Raw genomic sequence first — 12269 nt, 5'->3', positions numbered from 1 at the left:
CCGCCACACTGTGTGGCGGGGCCCCTCGGCTTGTTCTGTGCTGTCGTGCTGTCGTCCGCGAACTACGCGGACTTGCGGCTGTCCCGCGGATGCACGGCAATGTTCATGGCGCCGGAACGCAGGACCGCCAGCCTTTCGGCCAGCACTTCCTCCAGCTCCTCGCGGGTGCGTCGCTCCATGAGCATGTCCCAGTGCGTTCGCGCAGGCTTGCCCTTCTTCTCTTCGGGCCCATCCCCGTCTACCAGGAGTGCCATGGCGCCGCACGCCTTGCACTCCCACTCCGGCGGAATTTCTGCCTCAACCGAGAACGGCATCTCAAATCGATGTCCGTTCTGGCATGCGTACTCCACCGCCTGGCGCGGGGCCAGATCGATGCCGCGGTCCGTCTCGTAGCTGGTAACCACGAGCCGCGTACCGCGGAGAGCTCGCTCACTCATGAATCGTGCCTCCCGGGCTTGTCGCCCACAGGACAGGTGTCGCTGTCGTCGTCATCCGGTCAACGTCCGGTCGGCGGTATAGATTCCCGCTCCGGGTCATGCGTCGCCCGTCGTGCCGCCCCTTGTTGTACCCACCAGTGCCCGTTTTGTCACATCTGGCAGCAGATGTCACCCAACGTCTACGCATATCAAGCGCGCAGTAACGGTCCGCCTGGCAGGCCAAAGGCGTACACTACCGGCCCTTCGCTTCAACGTCGAAATCCGTTCGGAATTCGTTCGTGAGTCCAGGTTCGATCCACCCTCAGATGCGCTCGGGAACAGGATTCCCCGCCGCCTCCACCGCGCGCCGCACCGGCACCCTCGCGAGCAGCACGAAACCCAGTGCGAAGAAGACCACCAACGAGATGATCGCGTCCCGGTAACTGCCCGTGACCTGGTACGTCAGCCCGAACACCAGCGGCCCCACCCAGCTCAGCCCCCGGTCGCTCATCTCGTACGCCGAGAAGTACTCGGCCTCCTTGCCCGCCGGCACCAGGTGCGAGAACAGCGAGCGCGACAGCGCCTGACTGCCTCCCAGCACCAGCCCGATCATCGCCGCGAGCGCGAAGAACCACATCGGCGTCCGGGCCGGCAGGAAGTATCCGGCCGCCAGCGTCACCGTCCAGGCGGCCAGCGAGCCCAGAATCGTCCGCTTGGCGCCGAAGATCCGGGCGAGCCGCCCCATCCCCAGCGCGCCGGCGATCGCCAGCACCTGCACCAGCAGCACCGCCACGATCAGCGTGGACTGCTCCAGCTCCAACTCCTCCGACCCGTAGATCGAGGCCTGGGAGATCACCGTCTGCACGCCGTCGTTGTAGATCAGGTACGCCAGCAGGAACGACAGGGTCAGCGGATGGCGCCGCATGTCCTTCAACGTCGCCTTCAGCTGCTTCCAGCCGCTGATCGCCGGGGCCGCGTCCCCGTCCCGCGCCACCGCGCGGTCCCGCAGCCGGCTCAGCGGGATCAGCGCGAAGGCCCCCCACCACAGCCCCGCCGAGGCCAGGCAGATCCGTACCGCCGCGCTCTCGGACAGGCCGAACGACTCGTGACCCTGGTAGAGCACCAGGTTCAGTACGAGCATCAAGGCGCCCGAGGTGTAGCCGAAGGCCCAGCCCCGCGAGGAGACCGTGTCCCGCTCGTCCGGCGCCGCGATCTGCGGCAGGTAGGCGTTGTACAGGACCATCGAGACCGATAGCGCGGCATTCGCCACGACCAGCAGCAGCCCGCCCAGCAGATAGCGCTCACCGCCCAGGAAGAACATCCCGGTCGTGGCCGCCGCACCCGTGTACGCCGCCGCCGCGAGCAGCGGCTTCTTACGGCCGGTCCGGTCCGCGATCGCGCCCACCACCGGCATCAGCAGCACGGCCAGGATCACCGAGGCCGAGACCGAGTACGCGAAGAAGGAGCCGGCCCGCACCGGGATGCCCAGCGGGTGCACGAAGCCCTCGGAGTCCGCGGCGGCCTTGGCCACCGAGGTCAGATAGGGCCCCAGGAACACGGTGAGCACGCTCGCCGAGTACACCGAGACCGCGAAATCGTAGAAGTACCAGCCCCGCTGTTCCCGCTTGCGGGCGACGGCCGCGGCTCTGCCGTCCTGCGCACCGTCCTCGGCCTCGTCCGTGGTCTGCGCACTCATGAGTGCCCCCTCGCTGGTCCCCGTATGGCCCGGCCCGCAGGCGCCCGCACGGAGGCCTGCGGGCTCGTCAGGCCCAGGCCCCGCGCCGGTCCAGCACCGTGCGCAAGATGTCGATCCGGTCGGTCATGATGCCATCGACTCCCAGGTCGAGAAGAGCCTCCATGCGTTCCGGTTCGTTCACGGTCCACACGTGCACCTGCAGGCCCCGTTCGTGCGCGGTCCGCACGAAGCGCCGGTCGACCACCCGGATGCCCGCCTGGGTCTCCGGAACCTGCGCCGCCACCGCGCCCACGCGCAGGGCCGCCGGGATCGCGTACGAGCGCAGTCGCAGGCCCAGCACGCCGCGCACCCCGTACGAGGTCGCCAGCCGCGGTCCGGCGATCTTCTGGGCCCGGGCCACCCGGCTCTCGGAGAACGAACCCACGCACACCCGGTCCCAGACCCCGGCCCGCGCGATGAGGTTGACCAGGGGGTGCAGCGCCGACTCGGCCTTGATGTCGATGTTCCAGCGGGCGTCCGGGAACTCCTCCAGCAGCTCCTCGAACAGCGGCAGCGGCTCGCTCCCCGCCACCCGCGCCTCGCGCACCCGCTGCCAGGGCAGCTCCGCGATCCGGCCCCGCCCGTCGGAGACGCGGTCCAGCGTCGCGTCGTGGAAGGCGACCAGCTTGCCGTCGGCCGTCGCGTGCACGTCGGTCTCGAAATAGCGGTACCCGGCGGCCGCGGCCCGGCGGAAGGCGGCGGCCGTGTTCTCCAGCCCGTCCGCGGCGCCGCCCCGATGGGCGAAGGGAATCGGGGCGGGGTGGTCCAGATACGGATGCCGAAGGCGTACGTGTGTCACCGCGGCAGTATGCCTGGCGCGGCCACACGGACGGGACGGTGAACGTCCCCACCGTCCCCACCGTCCCCACAGCCACCACGGCACCCGGCGCCCTCTGGTCCGAACCGACCACCACATGACAGTCTGGACCCGAGAAACCAATCCAATACCGGCCCCGGGACCTGCCCCCTGAGGCCAATTCGACGAAGGTGGACCGGACTCCATGGCCCAGTGGACCTCAGCGGTCGGTGCCGCGCAGCTCGCCCGCCTCATCGGCTCCCAGCGGGAGCGCCCCGGCACGCCCGGCGCCCGCAAGCTGCCCGCGTACCGCACTCTCGCCGACGGCATCCGGCTCCTCGTCCTCGAAGGCCGCGTCCCCGTCGCCGCCCGGCTCCCCGCCGAGCGGGAACTCGCCGTCGCCCTCGCCCTCAGCCGCACCACCGTCGCCGCCGCCTACGAGGCCCTGCGCGGCGAGGGCTTCCTGGAATCCCGCCGGGGCGCGGGCAGCTGGACTTCCGTACCGGCCGGGAACCCGCTCCCGGCCCGCGGCCTGGAACCGCTGCCGCCCGAGTCCCTCGGCTCCATGATCGACCTCGGCTGCGCCGCCCTCCCGGCCCCCGAACCCTGGCTCACCAAGGCCGTTCAGGGCGCCCTGGAGGAACTCCCGCCGTACGCCCACACCCACGGCGACTACCCGGCCGGACTGCCCGCACTGCGCCGGATGCTCGCCGACCGCTACAGCGAGCGCGGCATCCCGACCATGCCCGAGCAGATCATGGTCACCACCGGAGCCATGGGTGCCATCGATGCCATCTGCAGCCTCTTCGCGGGCCGGGGCGAGCGGATCGCCGTCGAATCCCCCTCCTACGCCAACATCCTCCAGCTCATGCGCGCCGCGGGCGTCCGCCTCGTCCCCGTGGCCATGGCGGACGGCCTGACCGGCTGGGACATGTCCGTCTGGCGGCAGGTACTGCGCGACGCGGCCCCCCGCCTCGCCTACGTCGTCGCCGACTTCCACAACCCCACCGGCGCCCTGGCCTCCGAGGACCAGCGCCGCGCGATGGTGGAGGCGGCCCGTTCGGCCGGCACCGTCCTGGTCGTCGACGAAACCATGGCCGAACTCCAGCTGGACCCGCAGCTGACCATGCCCCGCGCCGTCTGCTCCTTCGACCCCTCGGGCTCGACCGTGATCACCGTCGGCTCCGCCAGCAAGGCCTTCTGGGCGGGCATGCGGATCGGCTGGGTCCGCGCGGCCCCCGACGTCATCCGCAGCCTGGTCGCGGCACGTGCCTACGCCGACCTCGGCACGCCGGTGCTGGAACAGCTCGCGGTGAACTGGCTGATGCGGACCGGGGGCTGGGAACAGGCCGTGGAGATCCGCCGCGACCAGGCGCGGGAGAACCGGGACGCCCTGGTCACCGCGGTGCGCCGGGAACTGCCGGACTGGGAGTTCGACGTCCCGCAGGGCGGCCTCACCCTCTGGGCCCGCGCGGGTGGCCTCTCGGGGTCCCGGCTCGCCGAGGTCGGCGAACGCGTCGGCGTCCGCGTTCCGTCGGGCCCCCGCTTCGGCGTGGACGGCGCCTTCGAGGGCTACGTCCGCCTCCCCTTCACGGTCAGCGGCCCGGTCGCCGACGAGGCCGCGGCCCGCCTCGCGGCGGCAGCCCGCCTGGTCGCCACAGGAACCCCCGGCAGCGACGCGGAACCCCCACGCACGTTCGTGGCGTAAGGCCTGGTCCCCGTCCCTCGCACCCCGGCCCGGGGACCAGCTACCCGTACCACCCGGCCAGGGTCACGGCGCGTCCGCCGCCACCTCCGGGATCTCCGACGCGTCGATCGACGCCCCCTGCGCCGGCGGCTGCAACCGCAGCGGCTTGGACAGCGTCACACCGCCCTGCCCACCTCCCGCCCCCGTACCCGCGGAAGCCATCCGCTCCGGCAACAGCTCCAGCACCGCCTGCCGGTACCCCGGATGCGCGGCGTCGTCGTACGGGTCCGGCGTGGCCGGCACCTGCAAGCGGTGCACCGGCCCCACGCCCAGCCGGGCGTACCCGCGGCCCGGCGCGGGCTGCGCCGGCGGGGTGGTGTGCGGGGGCAGGCCCAGGACGTCCGCGATCTGCTGAATGGCGGCCGGCCCGAGGACGACCCGGGCGCGCGTGTGCTGCCAGACGGCGTCGTTCAGCAGTTCCAGGTGGTCGAACTGTTCGGCGACCACCACTGTGATGTGCGCGGCCCGGCCGTGCCGCAACGGCACCTGGAGCTGCGCGAGCGGATCGGGGCGCCCGTCGGCGGCGGCGAGGTGCGCGAGCACGCTGGGCCGGTCCAGCAGGATCCACAGCGGGCGGCGGGTGTCCTCGGGCGCGGGCCGGCCGGCCTCACGGGCCTGGTGGGTGGCGATCAGGCGCCGTTCCGTCTCGTTGGCGGCCCACTCGAGGGTGGCCAGGGCTCCGGTCGGCCCGCACTCGACGGCGAGGACGCCCGACCGGCCGGACAGGCAGGAGTACTCGCCGCTGCCGCCGCCTTCGACGATCAGTACGTCGCCTCCGTGCCGCAGGGCCTGGAGGGCGATCGAGCGCAGCAGGGTGGAGGTGCCGCTGCCGGGCTGGCCGACGGCCAGCAGGTGGGGCTCGGTGGAGCGGGGGCCGGTCCGCCAGATCACCGGCGGCACGTCGCGGGGCTGGTCGCCCTCCATGACGGGCAGGGTGCGCCGCACGTTCCCGGCGTCGGTGAAGCCGAGGAGGGTCTCACCCGGGGAGGTCACGAACGGCTGGGCGGCGATGCCCGTCGGCAGCGCGGCCAGCACCCGCAGGTCGAGCTGGTTGCCCTCCTCGTCCCAGTCGAAGAGGTACTCCCGTCCGCGCCCGGACTTGGCGTGCAGCAGTGCCTCGATCCGGGCCCGTGAAGCGGCCTCGCCGTCGGTGAAGTAGGCCGGGTAGCGGATGCGGAGCCGGGTGACGCGGCCCGCCTCGTCGAACTCGTAGCCACTGAAGGCCTGGTCCCAGTCCCCGCCGTGGGCGAAGAGCGGACTCGGGTCCTCCGGGATGGAGAAGTACGGCACGAGGGCTTCGTAGAGGGAGCCGAGCCGTTCGGTCTCGGCATCGCTCGGCCCGGACTTCACCGGGGTGCGGTCGCGTCCCTGCCAGGCCGCCGCCGCCATCAGGGTGATCAGGGCGAGCAGTGGACCGTAGGGGACGAGCGCGACCACGAGGACACAGGCGGCCCCCAGGAACAGCGCGGGACCACGCTTGTCCTTGGGGGTCTCGGCCCATTTGCGCCGCCCGGCGGAAGCCAGGACGCGCAGGCCGCGTCCGATGGTGAGGAGCGGATGGAGGACGTCCGTGGCGCTGTCGGCGGCCGTGCGAGCGAAGTCGCGGCCCCGGGCGAGCGACGCGGTGCCGCTGCTGAGGAATCGGGGGAGTGGGCGCCGGGCCACGGTCGTCTCCTGGAGTTGTGGTGGTGCGGGACGTTGCGGTCGGGGCGGATGGGGCGGTCGGGGCGGTCGGGGCGGATGGGGCGGATGGGGCGGTCGGGGCGGTCTGGGGAGAGTCCGGCGGATCAGGGCCGCGGCCCCGGCCGTGATCCGCCGCCCGCCCCCTACAGCTTGATCCCGCCGAGAAGGCTCGCGAGGCTCGCCGTGCTCGCCGTGATGCTGGGGGCGATGGCGGAGCCGGCGAGGAAGAAGCCGAAGAGCGAGCAGACGAACGCATGCGTCAGCTTCATTCCGTCCTTCTTGAAGAACAGGAAGCAGATGATGCCGAGCAGGACGACACCTGAGATGGACAGGACCATGAGAAGTCTCCTGGTGGGGGGTGGGGACGGTCACCATCAGTTCTTCCAGGCTCACAGCAAGTATCAATGCGACAAAAGGTGCATATGGGTGAAGGCCGGAGATTTTCACTTGACCGGCCCAGTTCCACTGGCGCGTCCGCCGCGAAGGTGTCCAGGGCCATCCTTGCCTCGGGCTGCCCCCGTCATGTCCGCGGCTGGGCGCTACTCTGGCGATTCACCCGTACGGACGCAGTGCCGTGCACGCCCCTGCCCTCCCGGCCTGGGGAAACTCTTGCCAGCAAGCAGCGAGTGAAAGGCGGTACGACCGATGAGTGAGCACCAGGACGCTCCCGACGAGGACGTCATCGAGCTGGCCACCAAGATCTTCGACCTCGCCCGTCAGGGTGAGACCGAGACGCTGACCGCGTACCTCGACGCCGGGGTCCCCGCGAACCTCACCAACGACCGCGGCGACACCCTCGTCATGCTCGCCGCCTACCACGGCCACGCCGACGCCGTCACGGCCCTGCTGGCACGCGGTGCCGAAGCCGACCGCGCCAACGACCGCGGCCAGACCCCGCTCGCCGGCGCCGTCTTCAAGGGCGAGGAGGCCGTCATCCGCGCGCTGCTCGCCGGCGGGGCCGACCCGGGCGCCGGAACCCCCTCCGCCGTGGACACGGCTCGCATGTTCGGCAAGGCCGACCTGCTGGAACTCTTCGGAGCCCAGTAATCCGCTTTTGACGCGGGCTCGACCGGGCCTGGACCGGCCTCCGAGCTCACGGCTTGGTCACGGCGGCCTTAAATGTGGTCGCGGTGCACAAACCGCCTGGGTCATCATGGCGTCGGATTCGATTCGCGAACATGACGGACGGGCAGGAGCGGGCTGGACACGACGGGTGTCCACACCCACCCCTGCCGCACCGGCCGCCGCGGTCGCGAAGCACCGACGAGAGTGAGAAGGCAATGGTCTACATCGAGCGGAACAAGACGGCGAACGTCCTCACATGCTGTTACGCGGCCCTGTGAATCCCGATTCCCGGTTGCGTCCCCAGCTTGATTTGAGGCCATTCCCATGTTCGAACCAGTCATAGCGCCGAGCGGCACCCTGCTCGGGCTCCTCCAGCGGGGCCGCGGCGACGGCACGCTGCACGCGCTCGCGGCGCCCCGGCCGGAGGCCCTCGCGGCCCTCGACCAGTGCGTGCTCCGCGACCCGCGCCAGGACTGGCAGGTCGAGAACCGCTCGCTGTACTACGCCCGCCTGTACCTGGACCTCGACGGCCCCCTCGGCGAGATCGAGGCCCACCTCTTCAGCGCCGACGACCTCGTCGACGAAGAGGACCACCGCACCGGCCTCGCCCTGTCCGTACTGGGCCACCTCGCCTCGTACGGCCGCGACGACGCGCTCATGCTGCTGCGCCGGTACGCCGCCTCCGGCGCGAACTGGGCCTGGGCCCTCGACGAGCTCGCCCTGCGCGACGACGACGAAGGACTGCGGTCCCTCGCCGCGCCGATCCTCGCCAGATTCCCCGCCACGGCGGACGGCGAGGCGCGGCTGGCCGCCGCCGTCCGCGACGCGTACGAGCCCCGGCCCTGGTGCCTGTGGGAGGAGTCATCCCGGTACGGGGAGCGCGTGCGCGCCGCCCGGCAGCAGGGCTCCTTCGACCGCTGGCAGCGCCAGCTGACCCCGAACGGGCCCCGGCCCGGCTGGGGCGTCCAGGCCGTCTTCGAGTGGGCCGCCGACGGGCTGCGCCGCGGCACCCCGCTGCACGTGCCCGCCGCCCGCTGTCTCGCCGCCGTGGCCGCCCCCGAGGACCGCTCCGCGATCCTCGCGGCAGCCGCCGGCGCCTCCGGCGAAGCCGCCCGGGCCACCGCCCTGCACCACCTCGTCCTCGCCGAACCGGAGAACCCGGCCGTCCTCGACCTCATCGAAGCCGCCGGTGACGAACCCGCCGTGGCCGCGTACGAGCGCATGTGCGGCCCTGGTGCCGTCGAGCGGGCACGGCTGTGGGTCCACCGTCCCGACGCCCTCGGAGCGGCCGCCGCGGCCCTCCTCGCGGCACGTGGCCGGGCCGAGGACGCGGGACTCGTCCTCGGCGCCCTGCGCTCCACCGTCCGAGGATCGGGCCCGGACACCGTCCGGCTCTTCGCCCTGGTCGACGGAGCGGGCCGGCTCTCCATCAGCTGCGCGGCGCCGGTGCTGCGCCACATCTACCGCGAGACGGCCTCATCGCACCTGCGGGGCCGCGCCGCACGAGCACTGGCCAGCACGGACCCGTCCTTCGCGGCCGGTTTCGCCGTCGAGTGCCTGTGGGACTGCGAGGAGACCACCCGCGAGGTGGCGGCCCGCCACGCCGAAACGGCCGACGCCCGCGTCACCCCGCGGCTCCGCCGCCTGGCGACGGACCCGGCGGAGGAGGAGGACGTCCAGTCGGCGGTCCGCAGCCGGATCGCACCGGAGTCGGCGGTGTAGTCGGCGGTGTTCGGGGCGGCGTAGGGGCGCCTGGGGCCACTGGGGCAGCATGTGTTTTGTGGGCGGCGGGGTGGGGTGCGGGGGTTTCCCTGACGGGGTCGGGGGAGTGCTGGGGGCTTCCCGCCAGTCCACTGTCCTTCCGTGTCGGTCCGGTCCCTCAAGGGCGCTCCTCCTTCGTCGTCGCGTCGCTGCGCGATGGCCTTCGGCCACCCTTGACCGACCGGCCCGCCCCGAAATGCCAAAGACTGTCGGGAAGCCCCCAAAGGAACGGCATGGGGGACAGTCAGGCATACGGACCTGGCAGGGAAGCAGGACTGTGTCCCGGCCTTCCCAGGGACCAGCCCCCGGGATCACCATCTCCGGCCCAGCCCATAGCCAGAGGCCATCCCACGGCGTCAGGACGGTGCCCGGAGCATGGGCGCGACAGCCCGCCCATCGCTCCACACGTCTCAGCGACCGCCGGCCGTCCGTGGCCGGACACAAGCCGCCCACGACCGCTAGACGCTCCCCATGGAAGGCGACTGACCGTCGTATGAGCTAATGAGGCAACGCCGAGCAGGGGGTTGCGAGATGAGCCGGACCGTTCGCAGACACGTCGCACCCGTGGTGGAAGCGGCAGGCGCGAGCCTGGGGTCGTACAACCACGTCGACGCGGTAGCCGTCGACCTGCCGGCCGGTACGAGCGCGGAGGAGTTCGCGCAGCTTCTCCTCAAGGGCCGACCCGCGTGGATCGGTCGGCTGATGGCCGTACGCGACAAGGTGGTGGCCCCCTTCGGCCTGCACGTGCAGGAGCGGGGCGAGCCGAGGGACACGCGCATCGAGCCGGGAGCGAAGACTGGGCCGTTCCGCGTCCTGCACGTCGCTGAGGACGAGATCCTCTGCGGAGACGACGACAAGCACCTCAGCTTCCGCGCCTCGTTCGCAGTGCGGCCGAAGAAGGACGGATCAGGTCTCGAAGGCGTCTGCACCACGGTCGTCCGCTTCGACCGGCCGGTCGGCCGCCTCTACTTCCGTGCGATCGAGCCTTTCCACCATGTCATCGTCGCCTCGCTCCTGGCCCGCGTCCGGCCGTCGGTCACGTAGCCCCATGCCGGCCTCTTCGACGCGTGACGACCTCAGGTGCGTGCGGTCGTGGGCGGCTTGTGTCCGGCCCAGGACGGGCTGTAGACGCCGAGACGTGCGGAGCGAGTAGCGATCTGATGCGTAGGGGCTGGGGCGCTCCTGGCCGCTGTTTCGATCTGTCGGGCCGTGGCCTCACCCTGGACGAGGTCTCGGGCGGTGTTCCCGGGGGCCGTGCTCCGGGAAGGCCGGGACACAGTCCCGCTTCCCTGCCAGGCCCGTATGCCTCCCTGTCCCCCATGCCGTTCCTTTGGGGGTTTCCCGACAGTCTTTGGCATTTCGGGGCGGGCCGGTCGGTCAAGGGTGGCCGAAGGCCATCGCGCAGCGACGCGACGACGAAGGAGGAGCGCCCTTGAGGGACCGGACCGACACGAAAGGACAGTGGACTGGCGGGAAGCCCCCAGCACTCCCCCGACCCCGTCAGGGAAACCCCCGCACCCCACCCCGCCGCCCCGCCTCCAACACCCCCGCCTACGGGTCCCCGCACCCCCACCCTCAACGCCCCCGCCCCGCCCCCACGAACCGGATCCCCGTCCCCGGCCGGGCCTGGGCCGCCGCGTCGAGGGCGGGGCCCGGGGGGATCACGCCGACCACCGGGTAGCCGCCCGTCACCGGGTGGTCGGCCAGGAAGATCACCGGCAGGCCGTCCGGGGGCACCTGCACCGCGCCCAGGACCATGCCCTCGCTGGGCAGTTCCCCCGCGCGGCTGCGGGCCAGCGGCGGTCCCGCCTCCGTGCGCAGGCCGATCCGGTTGGACTCCGCCGAGACCCGGTACGCCGCCCGCCCCATGGCCTCGAGCGAAGCCGCCGTGAACCAGTCGGCCCGGGGCCCCAGCCGCAACGGCAGCACCAACTCGGCCGGTGGCCCCGGCACCCGCAGGGTGTCCGCCCCGCAGACGGGATCCCGTCCGGGCGCGCCCACCGGCAGTACCGTCCCCGCCGAGAGCGCCGGCGGCCCGAGGCCCGACAGCAGGTCCGTCGCGCGGCTGCCCAGCACCTGCGGGACGGTGATGCCACCCCGCACGGCGATGTAGCTGCGCAGCCCCGACTCCGCCCGGCCGACGTCCAGCTCCGCCCCGGCCCGGAGCCGGACCGGTGCTCCCCAGGCCGCCGGGCGCCCTGAGACCCGTACCGCACACGGTGCGCCGGTCACCGCTACCGTCACCACCGTCAGCGCCCGCAGGCCGACCCCGTCCAGGGTGGTCTCCAGCGTCGCGGCGTCGGGCGCGTTGCCCAGCAGCCGGTTGGCGAGGGCGTGCGCGGCCACGTCGAGTGCGCCCGAGCGGGGTACGCCCAGGTGCGCGTACCCGGGGCGGCCGAAGTCCTGGACCGTGGTCAGCGTCCCCGGCCGGACCACCAGCAGTTCGCTCATGCCGCCGCCTCCGTGAACCGCACACGTACCCCGGGTGTGAAGAGGGCCGCCGGTTCGCGGGAGGGGTCCCACAGCACCGCGTCCGTGGATCCGATCAGCTGCCAGCCGCCGGGCGAGGAGCGGGGGTAGACCCCGGCGTACTCGCCCGCCAGGCCCAGCGAGCCCGCAGGGACCGCCGTACGGGGCGTGGCGCGCCGGGACAGGTGAAGGCGCTCCGGGAGCCCGGTCAGGTAGCCGAACCCGGGCGCGAAACCGCAGAAGGCCACCCGGAAGGCGATGCCCCCGACGAGGCGGGGCACCTCCCGCTCCGCCACTCCCCACAGGCCGGCCACCTCGGCCAGGTCGGGCCCGTCGTACCGCACCGGGACGGTGACCAGGGGCCCCTCGGACTCCGTGAGCGGCGGCACGTCCCAGCCCGGGATCCGCTCCGCCAGCGGGCCGGGCGTCGGTACGCCGTCCAGCAGTACGGTGCGCGCGGCGGGCACGATGTCCCGTACGCCGCCCAGTTCGCCGGTGTCCCGCCGCCGCAGGAGTTCGGCGTGCAGCGCGGCCACCTCGGCGGCCGAACCCACCTCGATCAGCAGCCCCTCGGTCCCCACCGGCAGCACGCGCATC

At 72.5% G+C, this 12269-nt stretch carries 11 protein-coding genes; 4 read left to right on the top strand and 7 right to left on the bottom strand.

The features are described 5' to 3' along the window. Positions 1–62: 62 nt before the first annotated feature. The 3 genes from ACWDYJ_RS28450 to ACWDYJ_RS28440 form a co-directional block, all read right to left on the bottom strand. Positions 63–437 carry an RNA polymerase-binding protein RbpA gene (locus ACWDYJ_RS28450; protein ID WP_007262928.1) on the bottom strand — a complete coding sequence of 125 codons (375 nt, stop codon included), beginning with the start codon at positions 435–437 and terminating at the stop codon, positions 63–65. Between the two features lie 301 nt (positions 438–738). After that, positions 739–2112, bottom strand: a complete 1374-nt coding sequence (locus ACWDYJ_RS28445; RefSeq protein WP_451568451.1) for an MFS transporter — start codon at positions 2110–2112, stop codon at positions 739–741. Positions 2113–2179: 67 nt separating this feature from the next. Continuing rightward, on the bottom strand, positions 2180–2950 hold the full coding sequence (locus tag ACWDYJ_RS28440; protein ID WP_451568450.1) for a glycerophosphodiester phosphodiesterase family protein: 771 nt from the start codon (positions 2948–2950) through the stop codon (positions 2180–2182). A 202-nt stretch (positions 2951–3152) separates the two neighbouring features. Here ACWDYJ_RS28440 and ACWDYJ_RS28435 point away from each other — a divergent pair, with 202 nt between their 5' ends. Continuing rightward, positions 3153–4655 (top strand): SCO1417 family MocR-like transcription factor, encoded by a 1503-nt coding sequence (locus tag ACWDYJ_RS28435; protein WP_451568449.1) that lies wholly within the window; start codon positions 3153–3155, stop codon positions 4653–4655. A gap of 63 nt (positions 4656–4718) precedes the next feature. Here the strand turns inward: ACWDYJ_RS28435 and ACWDYJ_RS28430 are convergent, their stop codons facing one another. Then, on the bottom strand, positions 4719–6359 hold the full coding sequence (locus ACWDYJ_RS28430) for a hypothetical protein (protein WP_451568448.1): 1641 nt from the start codon (positions 6357–6359) through the stop codon (positions 4719–4721). A gap of 161 nt (positions 6360–6520) precedes the next feature. Continuing rightward, complete coding sequence (locus ACWDYJ_RS28425; protein WP_030031218.1) at positions 6521–6715, bottom strand: hypothetical protein; 195 nt, start codon at positions 6713–6715, stop codon at positions 6521–6523. A gap of 307 nt (positions 6716–7022) precedes the next feature. Between ACWDYJ_RS28425 and ACWDYJ_RS28420 the strand changes: the two genes are divergently transcribed. From ACWDYJ_RS28420 to ACWDYJ_RS28410, 3 genes are all read left to right on the top strand, one after another. Next, positions 7023–7424 carry an ankyrin repeat domain-containing protein gene (locus ACWDYJ_RS28420; protein ID WP_451568447.1) on the top strand — a complete coding sequence of 134 codons (402 nt, stop codon included), beginning with the start codon at positions 7023–7025 and terminating at the stop codon, positions 7422–7424. 342 nt (positions 7425–7766) lie between these two features. After that, the gene (locus ACWDYJ_RS28415; protein WP_451568446.1) at positions 7767–9164 is read left to right on the top strand and encodes a HEAT repeat domain-containing protein; all 1398 of its coding nucleotides are present in this window, start codon (positions 7767–7769) and stop codon (positions 9162–9164) included. Positions 9165–9734: 570 nt separating this feature from the next. Continuing rightward, positions 9735–10247, top strand: a complete 513-nt coding sequence (locus ACWDYJ_RS28410) for a DUF2867 domain-containing protein (protein ID WP_451568445.1) — start codon at positions 9735–9737, stop codon at positions 10245–10247. 531 nt (positions 10248–10778) lie between these two features. On the opposite strand, the gene ACWDYJ_RS28405 is transcribed toward ACWDYJ_RS28410, so the two are convergent. Together ACWDYJ_RS28405 and ACWDYJ_RS28400 are read right to left on the bottom strand one after the other, a co-directional pair. Continuing rightward, positions 10779–11654 carry a 5-oxoprolinase subunit C family protein gene (locus ACWDYJ_RS28405; protein ID WP_451568444.1) on the bottom strand — a complete coding sequence of 292 codons (876 nt, stop codon included), beginning with the start codon at positions 11652–11654 and terminating at the stop codon, positions 10779–10781. Beyond that, the gene (locus ACWDYJ_RS28400) at positions 11651–12268 is read right to left on the bottom strand and encodes a 5-oxoprolinase subunit B family protein (RefSeq protein WP_451568454.1); all 618 of its coding nucleotides are present in this window, start codon (positions 12266–12268) and stop codon (positions 11651–11653) included. Before ACWDYJ_RS28400 ends, ACWDYJ_RS28405 begins: the two co-directional genes overlap by 4 nt. Position 12269 lies beyond the last annotated feature (1 nt).

Source organism: Streptomyces sp. NPDC003042, from assembly GCF_053591315.1.
Note: the sequence above shows the minus strand (reverse complement) of the source record. Positions and strands in the feature narration are given on the sequence as shown.